16 protein-coding genes are annotated in these 18447 nt (G+C 55.4%); 15 read left to right on the top strand and 1 reads right to left on the bottom strand.

The window, feature by feature from the left end; genetic code table 11:
- Positions 1 to 1089: non-hydrolyzing UDP-N-acetylglucosamine 2-epimerase (wecB, locus tag VGN68_RS13520; RefSeq protein WP_327477398.1), on the bottom strand; the 1089-nt coding region annotated here is incomplete at its 3' end.
- Between the two features lie 259 nt (positions 1090 to 1348).
- Here wecB and VGN68_RS13525 point away from each other — a divergent pair.
- The 15 genes from VGN68_RS13525 (at position 1349) to VGN68_RS13595 (ending at position 18436) form a co-directional block, all read left to right on the top strand.
- Positions 1349 to 2176 (top strand): metallophosphoesterase, encoded by an 828-nt coding sequence (locus VGN68_RS13525; RefSeq protein ID WP_327477399.1) that lies wholly within the window; start codon positions 1349 to 1351, stop codon positions 2174 to 2176.
- Entirely contained in the window at positions 2177 to 3646 is a 1470-nt protein-coding gene (locus VGN68_RS13530) for an O-antigen ligase family protein (protein WP_327477400.1), read from the top strand.
- 94 nt (positions 3647 to 3740) lie between these two features.
- Positions 3741 to 4484: a polysaccharide biosynthesis/export family protein gene (locus VGN68_RS13535; protein ID WP_327477401.1), complete on the top strand. Its 744-nt coding sequence runs from the start codon at positions 3741 to 3743 to the stop codon at positions 4482 to 4484.
- A 37-nt stretch (positions 4485 to 4521) separates the two neighbouring features.
- Entirely contained in the window at positions 4522 to 6732 is a 2211-nt protein-coding gene (locus tag VGN68_RS13540) for a polysaccharide biosynthesis tyrosine autokinase (protein WP_327477402.1), read from the top strand.
- Positions 6733 to 6761: 29 nt separating this feature from the next.
- Positions 6762 to 7997 (top strand): hypothetical protein, encoded by a 1236-nt coding sequence (locus VGN68_RS13545; RefSeq protein WP_327477403.1) that lies wholly within the window; start codon positions 6762 to 6764, stop codon positions 7995 to 7997.
- Between the two features lie 41 nt (positions 7998 to 8038).
- Entirely contained in the window at positions 8039 to 9055 is a 1017-nt protein-coding gene (locus VGN68_RS13550) for a GDP-mannose 4,6-dehydratase (protein WP_327477404.1), read from the top strand.
- Between the two features lie 181 nt (positions 9056 to 9236).
- On the top strand, positions 9237 to 10316 hold the full coding sequence (locus VGN68_RS13555; protein WP_327477405.1) for an EpsG family protein: 1080 nt from the start codon (positions 9237 to 9239) through the stop codon (positions 10314 to 10316).
- Between the two features lie 411 nt (positions 10317 to 10727).
- On the top strand, positions 10728 to 11801 hold the full coding sequence (locus VGN68_RS13560) for a DegT/DnrJ/EryC1/StrS family aminotransferase (protein ID WP_327477406.1): 1074 nt from the start codon (positions 10728 to 10730) through the stop codon (positions 11799 to 11801).
- Complete coding sequence (locus tag VGN68_RS13565; RefSeq protein ID WP_327477407.1) at positions 11791 to 12297, top strand: acyltransferase; 507 nt, start codon at positions 11791 to 11793, stop codon at positions 12295 to 12297. The genes VGN68_RS13560 and VGN68_RS13565 overlap by 11 nt, the downstream gene beginning before the upstream one ends.
- Before the next feature lie 2 nt (positions 12298 to 12299).
- The gene (locus VGN68_RS13570) at positions 12300 to 13253 is read left to right on the top strand and encodes a Gfo/Idh/MocA family oxidoreductase (RefSeq protein ID WP_327477408.1); all 954 of its coding nucleotides are present in this window, start codon (positions 12300 to 12302) and stop codon (positions 13251 to 13253) included.
- Between the two features lie 2 nt (positions 13254 to 13255).
- Complete coding sequence (locus VGN68_RS13575; protein ID WP_327477409.1) at positions 13256 to 14236, top strand: NAD-dependent epimerase/dehydratase family protein; 981 nt, start codon at positions 13256 to 13258, stop codon at positions 14234 to 14236.
- Entirely contained in the window at positions 14233 to 15336 is a 1104-nt protein-coding gene (locus tag VGN68_RS13580) for a DegT/DnrJ/EryC1/StrS family aminotransferase (protein WP_327477410.1), read from the top strand. Before VGN68_RS13575 ends, VGN68_RS13580 begins: the two co-directional genes overlap by 4 nt.
- The gene (locus tag VGN68_RS13585) at positions 15333 to 15950 is read left to right on the top strand and encodes an acyltransferase (RefSeq protein ID WP_327477411.1); all 618 of its coding nucleotides are present in this window, start codon (positions 15333 to 15335) and stop codon (positions 15948 to 15950) included. The genes VGN68_RS13580 and VGN68_RS13585 overlap by 4 nt, the downstream gene beginning before the upstream one ends.
- A 115-nt stretch (positions 15951 to 16065) precedes the next feature.
- Positions 16066 to 17292, top strand: a complete 1227-nt coding sequence (locus tag VGN68_RS13590) for a polysaccharide biosynthesis C-terminal domain-containing protein (protein ID WP_327477412.1) — start codon at positions 16066 to 16068, stop codon at positions 17290 to 17292.
- Entirely contained in the window at positions 17285 to 18436 is a 1152-nt protein-coding gene (locus VGN68_RS13595) for a glycosyltransferase family 4 protein (protein WP_327477413.1), read from the top strand. The genes VGN68_RS13590 and VGN68_RS13595 overlap by 8 nt, the downstream gene beginning before the upstream one ends.
- Positions 18437 to 18447 lie beyond the last annotated feature (11 nt).

Consider the following 18447-nt stretch of genomic DNA (forward strand, 5'->3'; position numbering starts at 1 on the left):
AATCTCCGCAATCTGCTTTGCCGCCGTGCCGTCACCAAAGGGATTATGGGCGCGGGCCATGGCCGAATAGGCGTCCTTATCGTCGAGAAGCCTGAAAATTTCGGAAACAATACGCGCTTTGTCGGTTCCGACAAGCTTGGCCGTACCAGCTTCGATGCCTTCCGGCCGCTCGGTCGTCTCGCGCATGACGAGCACGGGTTTGCCGAACGCAGGCGCTTCCTCCTGCACCCCGCCACTGTCGGTCAGCACGAGGTCCGAGATCGCCAGTAGGCGGACGAAATGGGGGTAATCGAGCGGGTCGATCAGCGCCACATTGGCGAGGCCGCCGAGGATGGGTTCCATCGCGCTACGGACATGAGGGTTGGGATGGACCGGAAAGACCACTGCGACGTCGGGTCGCGCCGCGATCGCGGCGATCGCTTCGGCAATCGCTTTCATTCCGTCACCGAAATTTTCGCGTCGGTGCGAGGTGACAGTGATGATGCGCTTGTCGGCAAAGCGGCTAAAGAGTGGATCTAGACCGAGCGCGAGCGAAGGTTCAGCGTCGATCCGCGCTTTGGTCGCTAGCAGAGCATCGATCACGGTATTGCCCGTCACGTGAATGCGGTCGGCGGGCACATTTTCTCCGCGCAGCGCTGCGGCGGCGGTCTCGGTCGGCGCAAAATGCAAGTCGGCGACTGCGCCAGCGACCTTGCGGTTTACCTCTTCGGGCCAGGGGTGATAGATATTGCCGCTGCGCAGCCCCGCTTCGACATGGCCCACAGGGATTCTGCGGAAATAGGCGGCGAGGGTGGCCGCCATTGTGGTCAGCGTGTCCCCGTGAACGAGGATGCGGTCGGGTTTCTCGACGTCGAATGTTTTGCCGAGCCCGACGACGAGCCGCGCCAGAAGCGTGTCGAGTGATTGGTTCGCTTGCATTACGTCAAGATCGACGTCCGGAGTGATGCAGGCGATTTCGAGAACTTGGTCCAGCATTCCACGATGCTGGGCCGTGACGCAGATGCGAACCTCGAGCGCAGGGCGTTGGCGTAGCGCGTGCACAACCGGAAACATCTTGATAGCTTCGGGACGCGTGCCGAACGTGACCATGATTTTTCGTCGGGCGGATGGGGCAATTGAATTCGGTTCTAACGGCATAAACTGGATGGTTCCTCGGCTAGTCTTCTGGCCGCTTTAGCGCAAAGCTCTTGCCGGTGGCTTAACTTAGCTCTAATCGCCCCGCCGACCGCACGGGATTCTAGATCGGTTGTCCGCTTAATGTATCACAATGTTGCGCGGCATCCGTCAAAGTGGAACCGACGGACAATTGCGCTTATTAAACTACTGATATAGTTGATATAACACCTATATGTCATTTCTAGGTTTCTTGAAACGTCTGCAACGCGAAGACCGGGTGTCGGCAACCCTTCCTCGCGTGCCCGATGGCCAGCGTGTCTATGCTATAGGAGACATACACGGTCGCGATGATCTGTTTGCGCGATTGCTTGATAAAATCGAGACCGATAATGCCGCGCGCGGTAACGCCTTTACAACGCTGATTCTGCTTGGCGACCTCATCGATCGCGGCCCCGATTCCGCGTCGGTGATCGAGCGGGCCATCGGTTTGGGAACGCCGTTCGATAAGGTGGCAATGTTGATTGGCAATCACGAAGAGTGTTTCCTAGCCGCTCTCACCGGCGATATAAAACGGGTACGCTATTTTATTCGGATTGGCGGTGATGCAACCATTCGCAGCTACTGGGGCGACGATGCGTCCTATGCTGCGGCAAGTTTCGAGGAAGTCGCCAAGCGATTACCGGAATTGGTGCCGCAAGCACATATCGATTTTTTGGGTCATGGCGAGGACATGATCCGGATTGGCGATTATGCATTTGTGCATGCCGGCGTAAAGCCCGGTGTTCCGCTGGACAGTCAGAAATCGTCCGATCTCCGCTGGATTCGTGAGGAATTTATCGAAGGTCAGCATGACCATGGCGTGACAGTTGTTTATGGACACACCATTTCCGATAATGTGGATGAAGCGAGCGGGCGCATCGGGATCGATACGGGCGCGTATCTCACCGGTCGCTTGACTTGCATAGGGATTGAAGGCAGCGATCGCTGGTTCCTTGATACATCAGAGTTGGAGCCGTCACAGTCGTTGTTGCAGGACATTAATGCACATGGATCTGTCTGAATGAAACTCGTGAACAGGGCGATGCATGGCTCTGTGGCATCTGAAGAAAGATGGTCTCGGCGTTCGATCTGGATGTTGGGCTGCTTTGCTGCTGCCGTAGTCGTTATGGGGGGCGGATCGCGCTATGACGTCGCTTCAGTGCCTTTTTTGCGCGCATTTGCGATTTTTCTCACGTTTGCGTTAGTTGCTATCATGCCGCCGTCGAATTGGCGCGGTTTGCGTCTTCCGCTTGCGCTTATTTTAATGTTGGCGCTGTGGATGGTCATTCAGTTGCTGCCGCTGCCCACGGAAATTTGGTCGACTTTGCCACTGCGGGCGCCGATATTCGCGATGGATCAATTATTAAGCGCTCCGGACCGCTGGCGTCCGATCAGTCTCTCGCCTGCTTTTACTTGGAACAGCTTGCTGTCGTTGTGTGTGCCGCTTGGTGCTATTCTCATAGCGGGTATTGTGCCGGCGGGTGAGAGGATTCGGATATGGTGGACGATATGGGCGTGCGCGCTTGCTTCGGCCGCCTTTGGAATGTTGCAGTTCGTTGCTGGGCCGCGAAGCGTCTTCTATCTCTTTCGGATCACCAACGAGGGAGCTTTGGTTGGCCTTTTTGCCAATCGCAACCATCATGCGGTCCTTTTAGCGATAGGTATCCTGGCGGCAGGATGGCTGGTTGCCAACGAGGCTGCTCGCCGGAATCCCAAGCCACTTCTCATCCCGGCGCTGATCGGCAGTATTGTTACCTTCCTCCTGCTGATCTTTGCCATTGGGTCGCGCACTGGCCTGGTATGCGGTATGGCGGGTGCGCTTCTGGCGTATGCGGTCATACGTCGATCCTATCGCTCCAAACAAAGCCTGATAATTCAACGGCGCAACAAGCAGCGGGTTAGGCAAGCTGCGGCGGCCCGGTCGGAACACCTTAAGCGCGGTCTCTTTGCAGTCATTCCTTTCTTTTCGATCGGAGCGTTAACCGCGCTTTTCTATCTGTCCGATCGTGGCAACTCCGTGACCCGCCTGTTTGGGAGCGACACTGCTGAGGACGGCCGAGTCCAGACCTTCGCTCCGATCCTGTCGTTGCTGAAAGAGCAGTGGCTACTCGGCTCGGGCTTTGGCTCTTTCGCTCGCGTCTATCAGATTGTCGAGCCCGATGAGTTGCTTCAGGAAGCTTATTTGAATCACGCGCATAATGACTGGCTTCAATTGCCGATCGAAGGAGGATTGCCAGGAGCGTTAATCTTTATGGTCGGCATATTATGGATATGTTTCCAGTTGGTGCAATCGTCGCGCAGTCGTTCAGGCCGAGAAGGTAGAAAGACGGCCGAGGTATGGGTTTTAGCGGCCGCCTTCATGGTTCTTGCTGTCGGTTCGATGACAGACTATCCGCTTCGCGCGCCATCAATGGCAATGGTTGCAATGTTTCTTATCGTGATATTGATCCGGCATCGGGAGGACGTGTCTGATTCCGGGCCCCCCAGTTAAGGGACACTAGATTTTGAAGCGGCTTTCGTCCTTGGACTTTTGGCCGTATGCGACAATCGACTTCCCCAATGTCTCTGGCTTCTGGATTAAGAATATGAGTGTTTTGCGCTACCTGGTCCTTTTCGTCCTGTTGGGACTGTCCGCCTGCGGCGGGAGAGAGCCGATTGCGGTCGTTCCTGCCAGCGGCGTCAGTTTGCTGGAGGCGTTGCCCCACCCGGGCAGTATGGATGCGCAACAAGCTACACGGCAGACATATGTCGGCTCTTTCACCGAATTGACGGTCGAAGTTTACGGTGTTCCTGATCTTAAGCGCGAAGTGCTGACCGACGGTGAAGGAAACTTCTCCTTTCCCTTCGCCGGTACGCTAGCCGCCGCTGGTAAGTCGACAACCCAGTTGGCGACAGAAATTGAAGACCGCCTTCGAGGCCGATATGTTCGGGACCCGCAAGTCACTGTCAATCTGAGAGCTTCCTCTAATCCTGCCTATCTGCTTTCGCAGGCCATTACGGTGGACGGACAGGTAGCGCGGCCTGGGCAATATCCCTTGGTTGGCAAAGCGAGCCTGATGCGTGCGGTGTCGCTGGCTGGCGGTTTGACCGAATTTGCCAAACTTGACGATGTTCTGGTGTTTCGCAAGGTCGATAATCGCCAATATGTCGGCGTGTACAATATGCGGGCGATCCGGAGTGGCAATTATGCTGACCCCGAAGTGTTTCCGAACGACATCATTATCGTTGGGGATTCTCCGCAACGCCGCCTCTTGGATAACCTCGTCAAAGGCACGACGTTACTGAGTACTCCGTTGGTGATCTTGAGCAACTTTACCAGCAATAACTGATCGTGCGATCGCTTCTTTTATACGGGTGAACTACAAAATGGATACCGCAAACACCGGGCGTGCGATAGCAAGTCCGGAGATACATGCTGAACCGGGCAAGGCGGCCCAGCCTTATCAAGGCGGCTTTTTCGACATGCACATGCTCGAAAAGGCGTTCGTTGCGCTGCTCAACCATAAAGCATGGGTTATCGGTAGCATCGTAGCGTGCTTGTCGCTGGGGCTCGCGGTTACCTTTTTGATGACGCCGCTTTACAGTGCAGCATCCCGGATTGAGATTTCTCCGCAAGCTCCGGTGGAAACGGATGTTAAGGGCGCGCGCGAAAAAACCCTTGCGAACGAGATGTCCTTTTTCAACACGCAGTACAGCCTTCTAGAATCGCGTTCACTCGCTGCCCGCACAGTCCGGGCGGGCAATTTGCTGAACGACAAGGTGTTTCTCGACCATTTCCGCTTGGCAGAAGGTGAAGAAGGCGCGCCGAACAGCGCGCAGCGCGCCAGCATGGCTGAACGCGCAGAGAAGATTCTTCTAGATTCGATCAGTGTTTCGCCGGTACGCCAGTCGAGTTTGGTGGATATCTCCTTTGCTACGCCGTCACCCGAACTGTCTGCCAAACTGACTAATCTTTGGGTGCAACAGTTTGTCGCAGCTAATCTTGATCGCCGTTTCGCAGCGACCAGCGACGCCAGGCGTTTTCTGGAACAGCGCATATCAACGATACGCCGTAACCTAGAGGATTCCGAGCGCGAGCTGATAACTTATGCCGCGAGCAATAACATCATCACGTTGGAAGGTGGGGTGGATTCCGGGAACGGACGGACCGTCGGGCAGCGCACTCTTGCCGCTGCCGATGTTGAAAAGATCAGTGCCGCGCTTTCCGAAGCTCGAGACGCGCGGATCGCGGCCGAAAGCCAGCTCAGCAGTTCTGTCTCATCGACCGAGATGTCCAGCAACCAGTCTGTCAGCGTTCTTCGTCAACGGCGCGCCGAACTGGCGGCCGATCTCGCGCGATTAGAAGTCCAGTTTGGTGACGAGTATCCTGAAGTCGTCGCTAAACGAAAGCAGCTCGAAGCACTGACTCAATCGGTGTCGGGCGAAGCAAATCGTGCGCGGTCGCTTAATCGCGAAATCTATTCTAGTGCGATCACACGCGAAAGGGAACTTCAGGCGGAGCTTGACCGCATAACCGGCAACTATCGCGACCAACAGCGCCGATCGATTGAATATACTATTCTCCAGCGCGAGGTTGACACCAATCGGCAGCTATATGACGGTCTGTTGCAGCGCTACAAGGAGATCGGCGCCGCGGGTGTTGGAACAAACAACATCGCCGTTGTCGATACCGCCACGCCGCCGCGGGTTCCATCGAGCCCCAACCTTTTCTTGAATATGGCTTTGGCGTTAGTCGCCGGCCTCGGGATCGCCGCCGCACTTGTGTTCTTGCTTGAACAACTCGATCAGTCGATCCGCGACCCAAGCGAGGTAAGCGAGCGATTTGGTTTGCCGCTCCTTGGATCGATCCCGAAGGTGGAAGCCGAAGAGTTCGAGGCGCTGCTTATCGATAAAAAATCGATGGTATATGAGTCTTACTTTACAGCTCAAACAAATTTGACTTTTCTTACCAATCATGGCGCGCCGCGCAGCTTCATGCTGACGTCTACCCGGCCGGGAGAGGGAAAGAGCAGTTCCGCCTTGAGCCTCGCGAGTGTTTTTGCGCAGACGAACAAGAAAGTCATTTTGATTGATGCGGATATTCGCAGCCCATCGTTGAATGAACTTCTCGACGTCGAAAACAAGGTCGGGCTCAGCAACTATCTCACCGGTGTCGAAGATGTTGCGGAGTTGATCAAGCCTTCGTCGATGTTCGGCTTTGATTATATGCTCGCCGGTCCGATGCCGCCGAATGCTGCCGAGTTGTTTAGCTCATCGCGCCTTCGTCAATTGATCGAACTTCTGTTGCGCGAATATGATCATGTCATTCTTGACGCGCCGCCAGTGTTGGGTCTTGCGGACGCGCCGCTATTGGCGCGGCCAGTGGAGGGCGTCATCTTCGCGATCGATGCGTCCAACAACAGCGCGCGGGCTATCAAATCTGCGCTTAGTCGGCTCCGGCAGACCGAGGCGCATATTTTCGGCGCGCTGGTGACCAAGGTCGGTCGTCGCAATGAAATTTATGGCTATGGTTACGGCTATGGCTATGGCTATGGCTATGGCTATGGCGCGGACAAGAATAGCGACAGCGACGATTGACCGACGACATGCTTCCGCTTGGATCACTTATGAAAACGGGCAAAAATTCTCTGTTGCTGGGAATCGGGTTGTTGACCGCCGGTGCCGTGTGGGCGCAGTCGAGTGTAATCGTGAATCAGCTTCGTGCCCCCGATCGGGCTGCGATGATCGGCCTTGCGCCGCAAGGATGGGCAAAAGCGGCGTTGAGTAGCGCGTTGCTGGGTGCGCGGTTAACCAAGAATCCGAACTCGCGCCCGGGGCAACTGGAGACACGGCTCGCCAAAGAAGCTTTCGCTTTGGAGCCGTTGGCAAGGCCAGCTTGGCCGGTGCTCGTTCAGTCACTCGCTGTGACTGGAAAGGCAGGGCAGTCGGAGCGTCTTCTCGAATTGGCAGGCGGGCTCAGTCGGCGGGAAAATTTGCTGAACTCGCTGGCGATAGATTACGCATTGAAAAGTGGGAATCCGCAGCGTGCGCTAAGCTTACTCGGGCGCGCCATGTCAGTCGACCATCGTGTTCAGCAGCTGTACTTAAAGCGCTTGGCGGCTGGGACAGCGAACACCGGGGCAGAGGATGTTCTTGTTCCGCTGCTTGGGCGCAATCCGAATTGGAGCGCAGGCTATTGGGCTGCCGTTCTGGAAGAACCCAACGCGATTCCTCAAGCGGGGGAGATACGTCTGCGTATTGCGGGGCCACCTTGGAAGATCAAGGCGCCGACCGCTGCGGACTTCCCGTTGATTGCAAACCTCGCAAATCAAGGTCAGCAGACATTGGGATATGATATTGCGCTGGCGCTGGACATGGGAGCTAGGCAGGACGGCGAGATGCTGACGGGTTCGACCTTTGAGCGTCAACCGCGCTTTATCCCGTTTGAGTGGGAATTGCTGCAGACGGGCGATATTGGTGCGACCATTGAGCACAAGGCTCGTATGATGTCGATTTCTAGCCTGCCTGCCGCCTCCGGCGTCGTGGCGCGCCAGCTGATCCGTATCCCGGCGGCTGGATCCTATCGTTTGCGCTGGCAACTGGCGGGCTTGGAGGCTACTTCCGGCGCGAGTCTGAAACTGCGTTTAACCTGCGCAGAAACAGGCAAAATTAGCGCCCCGGTTTTACCTTTCACTATGGCGGAGGGTGAGGGGAGCAGCGTTGTCGACGTCGCGGCGTCCGCCTGTAATTGGCATATGGCCACTCTTGAACTCGACGCTCCTGGCAGCACGACCGGCGCCGACATTGCTATACAGCGATTGAGCCTCCGTCGCGACAACGGCGCCAATAGCATGCGCCCCTGACGGTTGGGCGTTGAAAATTCCAATCGCGACTGGAGATAGATATGCGCCGCAAGTTTTTTGTAACCGGCACCGCCGGTTTCATCGGCTTTCATTTGGCAAAATTATTGCTTGCGGAGGGGCATGCGGTCTTTGGCTTTGACGGCATGACGGATTATTATCAAGTCGAACTGAAGCGTCGGCGGCATCAAATACTGTTGCAGAATCAAAATTTTGTTGCCGCTGAAGCGATGTTGGAGGACCGCGGCGAGATTGACGCTGCTATCGATTCTTTCCAGCCCGATGCCATCATTCATCTCGCCGCGCAGGCCGGCGTTCGCTATAGTCTCGATAATCCCTACGCTTATTTGTCGACGAATGTGATCGGGACGTTCAATGTCATGGAGGCTGCACGGCGCAACAAAGTCGGCCACCTGCTAATGGCGTCGACGTCCTCTGTTTATGGCGCGAACGATGACATGCCGTTCCACGAAACCGAAAAGGCTGACACGCCGCTCACGATCTATGCGGCGACCAAAAAGGCTACCGAATCTATGGGGCACGCGCATGCCCATCTTTGGAATGTGCCAACAACGATGTTCCGGTTTTTCACGGTTTACGGTCCATGGGGGCGCCCCGACATGGCGCTTTACAAATTTGTTGATGCGATCCTCGCGGGGCGGCCAATCGATCTGTACAACGGCGGCGACATGTATCGCGACTTCACCTACATTGATGATCTGGTTCGCGGGATACGCTTGTTGATCGATGCGATCCCTGAACGCCCTGGGTCGCCTGCGGAAATCGAAGAAGGCGATAGCCTGTCGCCCGTCGCTCCGTTCCGAATCGTGAATATCGGCAACAACGACAAGGTGCGGTTGCTTGATTTCGTCGCCGCGATTGAGGATTCTTTGGGTATGAAAGCCAAGCGGAATATGATGCCGATGCAGATGGGCGATGTTCCTGCGACCTGGGCCGATGCGAAACTGCTAGAACGCTTGACCGGCTATCGCCCGAAAACCGACTTTCGGGATGGCGTGGCGCAGTTCGTTGCGTGGTACAGAGACTATTACCAGAAATGATCGATGCCTCGCCCCGATTACTTGCTGCGTCTCATTCCGCTACGATCGTCGCGATCGCCTTCGGCGATGCTGTTTCTGCGCTCACGCTTACTTGCAACTCGGCGCAAGCGAAACGCGCGGTTGCATTACGCTCTCCGAGTGTAGCCCAATGGGTTGTCCGCTTGATCCGGGACGATAGCTGATGTGGCCTTACTGGCTTTTATTTGGCCTGATGGCGTTCATGGCCATCGCTGCGCAACGGCCAAAGCCTATTGGCAATGGAGCCTATCCCGCACCACATGTCGGATTCACATGGTCCATATATTTTGTCCTTCTCGTCCTGATGATTGGCTTGCGATACGAAGTTGGAGGAGACTGGTCGACCTACGAAGAGCATGTGTCAAATATGTGGCGCGCGCCAATGCGAGAAATATTTAACTATAGTGATATCGCTTATGGCTTGCTGAATTGGATCGGGGCAAATATTGGTGGAGATGTCTATTTTGTAAACACAGTTTCTGCAATTCTATTTTGCTGGGGCTTATTTGTTTTCTGCCGCGCTCAACCCCAGCCATGGTTAGCTATGCTGGTCGCGGTGCCATATCTGATCGTCGTCGTTGCAATGGGATACACGCGGCAAGGCGTCGCAATAGGCTTGGCGATGATCGCTATCATCAGGCTCTCTGAAGGCAGAATGACGGCCTTCCTTGCATGGATTGCGTTTGCCGCCCTTTTTCACAAATCCGCGGTTATACTAGTACCATTTGCTGTTTTTGCAAATACAAAAAACAAGTACTTTAAATATATATCTGCGGGTTCTCTCGTGTTTGTTTTGTTTTCTATACTTATTCAGCAGAACTTGTCATTTTATCTAGAGAACTATATCGGCGAAGGCCTGGAATCTACCGGCGCCGGTATTCGTATCGCCATGAATGCCGTTCCTGCGGTCCTTCTTTTGCTTCTCGCTGGACGAATGGGCTTTTCTTCGGAGTCTCGAGGATTTTGGTTGTTTATGGCATTGGGAGCGATAATGTTTGTTCCGGTTCTCATCCTGTCGCCATCGTCGACAGCCGTCGATCGCCTGGCGCTATATTGGATACCACTTCAGGTATTGGTTTTGTCGCGAATTCCGGATGCGCTTGGCGCGCCCGGAAAGGTAAACATTTTTTGGGCGATTCTGGTCATTTTGTACAGCGGATCGGTTATGGCTGTCTGGTTGTTGTTCGCGTCCCATTCGTCTTACTGGCTGCCATATGAATTTTATCCGTCGGTGGCGCTATGACCACGATGTTTGATCGATTATCGTGCTTGCATTGTTGCCCTCGCGTTGCAGCTTGCAGAAGGTCGCGCCGATGCAGTTTATGATTGCCTGTGTTATGGGATCACTGGAGCATGTCATTTCCATTCGCCGCGCAGGATAATAAGGCTATGTTGACGGGGCAGACGAGCCATATTGGAGGCAGTCTCGCGGCGACAGTTCTTGGTCGACTGAGAGCTTCCGCATCCAGGTGATCATATCCCGAGTTTGTCGCTTCTTCGAACGCCTCTAGTCATTGTGATAGAAGTCTATCGGCGTTATCTGCGTTGTAGAAAAGTTTTAATAGGAATTTGTCAAATAATAATATGGAGAAGTACAATTAGCGTTCCGTTTATTGACCTGAAGCGCCTCGAGCCAGGTTTTCATGATGCACTGATGAACAAGTTTCATGCGATGACGCTCGGTGCGCAATTTATAGGCGGGAACGAAGTCGTTAATCTGGAACATATGTTGCAGTCGCGTCTCGATGTTCCGTATGCCGTAACTTGCGCCAATGGCACTGATGCGCTGCAGCTTGCGTTGCGTGCTGTTGGGGTCGGTGAGGGGGACGTGGTGCTTGTCCCAAATCTAACTTTCTGGGCAACCTTCGAAGCAGTTGTAAATGTCGGCGCTCGACCGGCGACGGTTGACGCCGATCTTCGCGATGGGGGTGTTTGCATCGAAGCATTTGAGGAGGCAATCTGCGCAGCGAAGCCGAAGGCTGCGTTGGTCGCACACCTCTACGGTTGGGGGAGTGCTCAATTAGTTGAACTCCGCGCGCTGTGTCGGAAACAGGGAGTGATACTTGTCGAGGACAGCGCCCAGGCATTTGGCTCGCAGTATAATGGGGAGTCGATCTTCAAAGGCGCATATATTTCGACCACTTCCTTTTACCCAGCGAAGGTTTTGGGTGCGGCAGGGGATGGTGGCGCTGTGTTTTGCAACGACAAAGCGCTCGCGGACAAAATCCGCCAACTCGGAAATCACGGCCGTACAGCGCATTACGGGTATGGCGAAGTAGGTTGGAACTCTCGCTTGGATTCATTGCAGGCGGCTTTTTTGAGCTTGTCGTTGGATTATATCGATGCGCGGATTAAGTCCCGCCTTGAGGCCGTGGGTTATTATCGCGAGCACCTCCCATCGATAGGCATCCAATTGATGAACGCTCCAGAAAGTTATTCTGAAAATGGCTATTGCAACGTGTGCTTGGTGCCGGACCTTAACCAAAAGAGTCGTATCGAAGCCAGCCTGAAGGCGGAAGGCATAGGCTTTGGAAACATCTATCCCAGCGTCATGTCCAGTCAACCTGCTGCTACGTCTTATCTTGTGAAGCATTATGGAGGTCAGACAGCCGAGCAGTTGTGCGCGTCAGTGCTTAACCTGCCTTTGTTTCCCTACATGACCGAAGCGGAGTTGCGTCGTGTGGTCGACGTCGTTGGCGCCAGCATAGGGGGCGATAATGTCGGCTGAGACTTTCATCCACCCAACTGCGCATGTCTCTGATCAGGCGAGCATAGGTGTTGGTACCAAAATTTGGATAAATGTTCAGGTTCGTGAAAACGTCGAGATTGGTGAGGGCTGCATTTTATCGAAGGATGTGTATGTCGATCATGCAGTGAAAATCGGCAATCGGTGCAAGGTTCAGAATAGCGTGTCTATCTACAACGGCGTGGAGATTGGCGATGATGTTTTCGTCGGCCCCAATGCTTGCTTCACAAACGACAAGGTACCGCGCGCATTCAGCGCCGACTGGGTAGTCGTTCCAACCCGCGTCGAGAATGGCGCCAGCATCGGCGCCAATGCGACTATCGTCTGCGGGGTAACGATTGGGGAATTTGCTATGGTCGCCGCCGGAAGCGTGGTCACCAAGGACGTTTCGCCATACACCCTCGTTATGGGCAATCCCGCGCGCCCGATCGCGCGCGTCAACAAAGAAGGCCACCGCGTTCCCGGTGAGGTCGAGTGAAAATGCAAGATACCATATTTAAAGTCGGTTTGATCGGCTTGGGCTCCATGGGGCGCAACCATCTTCGGGTTCTCTCGATGCTCAAGGGCTTCGAGCTTGCGTTCGTGGCAGATGCCGACGCTCAGGTGGCAGCCAATGCGGGCGATATCCATGGTGTTCCCGGCGTGGTTGATCCAACGCCACTGCTGCCTGACGTCGATGCTGTCGTGATCTGCACGCCGACGGTAACGCATGCGCAGTACATCCGGCTCGCGGCGGCACATGTGAAAAACATCTTCGTCGAAAAGCCGTTGACGGCCACGCTGGGCGAGGCGCGCGAAATAGCGGTTCTTGCCGAGGAGAGGGGACTGAATCTGCAGGTCGGGTTTATCGAGCGATTCAATCCCGCCGTGCTGGCCCTGAAGACTGTTCTGGAACGAACCGAACGTGTGATCAGCCTGGATTTCACCCGCACGAACAAAGTCAGCGCGCGCATAACCGATGTCGATGTCGTTACGGACCTGATGATCCATGACATCGACCTGGCATTGTATCTCAACGGCCCGGCTCGGTCGGTTGCAGCGCACGGTTTCGGGCACGGCAGTATGGTCGACTTCGCGTCTGCGCTCATTACCCACGAAAATGGTCAGTTTTCGCGAATTCAGGCCAGCCGCGTGACCGACAAGAAAATTCGCCAGATTACCGGAACGTGCGTTGACATGTATGTCGACTGCGACCTGTTGAGTAAGGAAATATTGATCCACCGCCAGTCCCAGGTGAATGAATCCGGTTCGTTGCCATACACAATTTCAGCGATTCAGGAGACTGTGGCCATCGCACCCCAAGAGGCTCTGCTTTCAGAACTTCAGTCGTTCATGGCGATGTGCCGTGACCCGGCTACGGCGGCCCGGGTACCGGGGATCGAGGCAAGCGTCGCGGCGATGGAAATTTGCGCGCAGATCCAGGCTGAGGTGTAAACATGCCCATTCGTGACAGCTTGTCTGGCAAGACTGTATTGGTGACGGGCGGCGCCGGCTTCATCGGCAGCCATCTCGTCGACAGACTGCTCGTTGACGGCGCAGCGTTTGTTGTGGTGATCGACAATCTTTTTACCGGCGCGGAAGCGAATCTCGCTGCAGCCATGGCGAGCGGAAAGGTTGCATTCTATCGCGACGATGCGGAGCTTGGCACTAGTCTAGCCTATATCTTCGCGAGCCATAATATCGATGTTGTATTCAACCTGGCGACAAAGGCGCTGAATTATTCCTTTGCAAATCCAGCGAACGCATTCGACACCAATGTTCGGGTCGTGCTCAACCTGCTGGAGTTGCAGCGTCGCGGCGAGTTCAAGACCTTATGCCATTTTTCGACCTCCGAAGTATATGGCACGGCTGTTTACGAGCCAATGGACGAAGCGCATCCTCGCAATCCGACGACCACCTATGCGGCGGGCAAAGCCGCGGCCGATCTGGCGGTCGAGAGCTATGTTCGGATGTTCGAGATCGACGCTTTTATCGTGCGGCCATTCAACAACTATGGCGCGCGCCAGAACCACAAGGGCATGATGGCAGGTGTCATTCCGCTGACGGCCCTGCGTTTGCTTTCCGGGGGCGTACCAGAGATACACGGTGACGGCACTCAGAGCCGCGATTTCATCCATGTCCACGACACCGTCGACGCGGTTCTCAAGCTCTATGGCGTACAGGAGTCCGGGGAGACCGTAAATATTTCTACGGACAACCAGATCACGATCAACGAACTAATACCCGCCATTTGTGCGCACTATGGCTATACCGGGCCCGTTCTGCGCAAAGAGGGACGAAAATCCGATGTTCTCTGTCATAATGCGAGCAATGCGAAGGTGAAGACGATGATCGACTATCATCTCACGCCGTTCGAAAAAGGCCTGGCCGAAACACTCGAATGGTATCGCACCCAGCTGACAGGTGAACTGCAATGATCCGACTGATCCGCCCTTACATCAGCTTCGCCGAAGTCGAGCATGACATGCGCCGCATGTTCGAAAGCGGAATTTTTACCCGCGGCGAACATGTGGAAGCATTTCGCGACGAAATCGCAGCTTACGCGCGCGCACCCCACGCGTTTCTTGCCACATCCGCAACGACCGCTCTCTGGCTCTGCCTGAAGCGTCTGGATATTAAGGCAGGGGACGAGGTGGTTGTCTCCGATTTTTCCTTTCCCGCAACGGCCAATGTGGTCGAGGATCTTGGTGCCCGCCCGGTTTTCGCTGACGTTTCTCTGGATACGTACAACATGCTACCCGAGGCGCTTGAGGCGGCGATCACGCCGCGTACCCGAGCTGTGATCGCGGTTGACGCTTTCGGCAACCCGACCGGCATGAACAAGATTGCGGAGATATGCAGGTCGCACAACATACCGCTGATCGAGGACGCTGCGTGCGCTATCGGGAGTTCGGAAGACGGCAAGCCTTGCGGGTCTATCGCCGACATGACGTGTTTCAGCTTCCATCCACGCAAGCTGCTGACCACCGGCGAAGGTGGCGCGATCACCATCCGAAACCCCGATTGGGTGGACTGGTTCAATCGCAAACTCAGCCATGGCGCGCAAGGCATGCAGGGTTACGGTCTCGATTTTGTGGATTTCGGCTATAATTTCAGGCTCTCGGAGCCGCAGGCGATCATGGGGCGCGCACAATTGCGCAAACTGGACGCCATAGTTGCCGAACGGAATGAGGTTCGCGATGCCTGTATCGAAAAGCTCGCGCCGGCCGGCTTCGTGCCCCAGCAGATTGGCGATGATGTGGTATTTAATGTGCAGTCGCTAGTGTTCAAAGTCCCTGACGGAGTCGACCGCGATCAGCTCATCACCCAGCTGCGCAAGGACGGTATCGAGACCACCATCGGGACCTATTGTCTGAGCGCGACAACCTACTTTCGCACGCAATATGACGATGTCCAGCCCAATGCAGAGTTGTTGCAGCGAACCCTGATCACGCTGCCTTGCTATGCAGGACTGGACGTGGATCTAGTCTGCGAGCGTGTGCTGGCGGCGATCACGTTATCCGAATGCATGGCATGAGCAGCGAGCAGGATGATCTGAAACAGGCTCTGCTTGCTTCAGTCACTGCATTATGGGAATCGGACTCTTTCCCACTTCGCGACACCGATCGCACACGGAACCTGCGGCCGGAGATATTGCGCCGGCTATTGTCATTGGTGATGACTGACGATGAGCGTGCTGCTCTTTTCAATCTTCCCGAGGGGTGTCGCATCAGGGATACCGCAAAGATCATAGCCCAGGAAAATCTGGTTTGCGGAAAATATGTTTGGATCGGAGAAGGGACGCTTCTCGACGCTTCGGGTGGATTGGAAATCGGTGATCACACCAGCATTGGTGCCGGAACCATGGTCTGGACACATTCCAGTCACCTGTCCAATCTGGCGATGAAAAATGAATCCGGTAACGGACTCATTCAACGCAAACCCACCCGTATAGGGAAGGGCTGCTTGATCGCAGGTCCATCGGTCGTTTACGCAGGCGTCACAATCGGTGACAAATGCCTCATTCAACCCATGAGCGTTGTCACCAAAGACGTTCCGTCGTACTCGGTTGTCATGGGCAGTCCCGGGAAGGTCGTGCGGACACTGTCTGAAGAAGCAATTGAAAAAATGATTCGCGATGCTGGCGCATAATGTTTTGCGGGTCATTCCTTCGAGATGATGGTGTGAAAACGGCAGTGTCCAATTCTGACCGTAGTGATTGGCAAAGTGGCCTAGGATATAATCTTACTCGAAGGGTTCCCATTCGATGGCCATCGGTCAGGGCAAGAAGAATTTTCTCATTGACTATGCGTTAATATTTATTGGGGACCTTCTTCCCTACAGCGTGATTTTCCTGCTGACCCTGATGGTTAGCTACAAGTTCGGACTGGAGCCCGCCGGCTCCCTGAGCCTGGCTTTTGCCTATGTGGCAGTCGTGACCACGATGGTTTGCGGTCCCAATCTGTTGTCGCTTCGTCGACGGATTGTGGGCGCGCTGTCGGCGGGTGCGGTGGTGGTCGTGTCGCTCGGCTTGCGTGTCACCGTCATAGCGGCAGGTGCGCTACTGGTGGTGGGGGGGCTGTTTTCGACGGGTACGACCGCCAGCTTGCTATCGCTGATTGCGCTGCTTTTTGTCGGCCGGTTTCTTGAAACGGCTGTGGATGGACCGGCTACGAGTGTGCAGTATCTGCGCGGGCCGCTCGACTATTTCCTGTTGCGGCTAGCGGTGTCCGTGCTTGTCTGTGGCATCACAGGTGTCGCCGTATTTACGGCGGGTGACCCCGACCTGCCGCGAATTGCATTTTACTATGTCATGGGTAGCGCGGCCGGTTTTGTGTTGGCTCTCGTAGTCTCGTGGCGGCTGCTCCGCCCCGTTGCGGGGCTATTGGCGGAATGCCGCGGTCAAGTGGTCGAATTCAGCAAATTCTTTGTCGCCTCGGCCCTGTTCGTGGTGGCAAGCCGGATACATCCGATGATCATCAACGTCTTCGCGGGGCAGGAAGCTGCGGGTCAATTTGCCTTGGTGCAGAATCTTTTTTCGTCCCTTGCGCTGGCGGCGTCGGGCGTTGCAGGCGTTTTTTTCTGGTCGCGTAACCGAAAAGGTGCACCGGAAAAATCCTCTGCGGTGCCTTGGCGTTGGCTGCTCGGCGGACTGCTTGGTGGTCTTGTGCTCGGAATTGTAGGTGGCATCTTCCTCGACTTGCTGTTTCTGCGGCCCCTTGGTTCAAGTTTCGAACTCCGGGCTACGGGATGGCTTCTGTGCCTATCCACGCCGCTTTTTCTTACCCAGTCTATAATGTCGAACTTGCTTGTGCTGCTAAACCGCGACCGGGAAATGCTTGCACTGTCGGCGTTTAACGCCATCGGAGGCCTGTTGCTCATCACGCTGCTGGTCTATGCGTTCGGGCTTGTGGGTGCGGCCTTGTCGGTGGGTTTATCCGCTTTGGTCTCAACTATCCTCGGGATTTACATCGTGCGAAGCGCCCATGAATAGTCATATTTGCCATATTATCTCCAACCTCGCCATCGGCGGTGCAGAGCAATATGTGGTCCAGTTATCAAATTACCTGCATTCAACGGGCAGACGCGTCAGCATCGTTGCGGGCGAACCGCACACGCTGGCGCGGCGGTTGAATGGCGACATCCACGTCGAAACGCTGCAGATGCATCCGGGAGCAAACCGGTCTCTCCTCATCTACTTGCGCATGTTGCCAGCTGTGATCCGACATCTGGTCGCATATTTTCGCCGGGAGCGGGTCACTGCCGTCCACACGCATCTGACCGCATCCGCCTGGCCTGCCTGGATCGCTGCGAAGATCTGCGGCATACCGGTCATGCATTCCAAAATGTATACGGCCGCCCATGGGTCCCGTCTGGAGCGCGTGCTTTTTGCCACTCGCATACCACCGGTTCTGGTCGACCGTTTCCTTGCCTTTACCCGTTATATCGAAGACGAAATTGTTGAATATTGGCACGCTTCCCGATCGCACATCGTCGTCTCGTCTATCGGAGTAGATATGGCGCGCTTCACGTTGGATGGCAAAACGGCGGCCGCGAGCCGGGCCGCGTTCGGTTTCGCGGCGGGCGACCGGGTCATGCTGGTGGTGGCACGGCTTCATTCTGACAAAGATGTCGAACTGGCCATCCGCGCCGCTCTTATCCTTGATGATCCGAAGTCTGTGCTCGTGATTGCCGGTGACGGCCCGCAGCGTGAATATCTCGAGAATTTGGCAGCAACTTTGCCGGGCCGGACTGTAATCCGTTTCCTTGGAGCGCTGCAGAATCCCGCACCAGCCTACGCCGCGGCGAATGTTCTGCTGCAAACCACCCGTGGTCCGAATCTTGGGGTCGTGGTGCTCGAGGCCATGGCATCGGGACTTCCTGTGCTCATCGCGTATCGCAATGAGGAGGAGTATAAAATGGCGTTGGACACCTTTGATGGCCGCGATATCGGAGCGCTCGCCAAGGCAACGCCGGAGGCGATGGCGGCAAAGGCGGCAGAGCTGTTCAATGAGCCGGAAAAGCTCGAAAATTGGCGCCGTGAGGTGCGCAAGTTCGTCGAGAACCGCCATTCGCAATCATTCGCATATTCAGAAATGGCGGAGCATTATTCTGATCTCGAACGATCGGGGCGCTAAGCCGCGACGCC

Origin of the sequence: Sphingopyxis sp. (assembly GCF_035998965.1) — a bacterium.
Classification (GTDB): Bacteria; Pseudomonadota; Alphaproteobacteria; order Sphingomonadales; family Sphingomonadaceae; genus Sphingopyxis.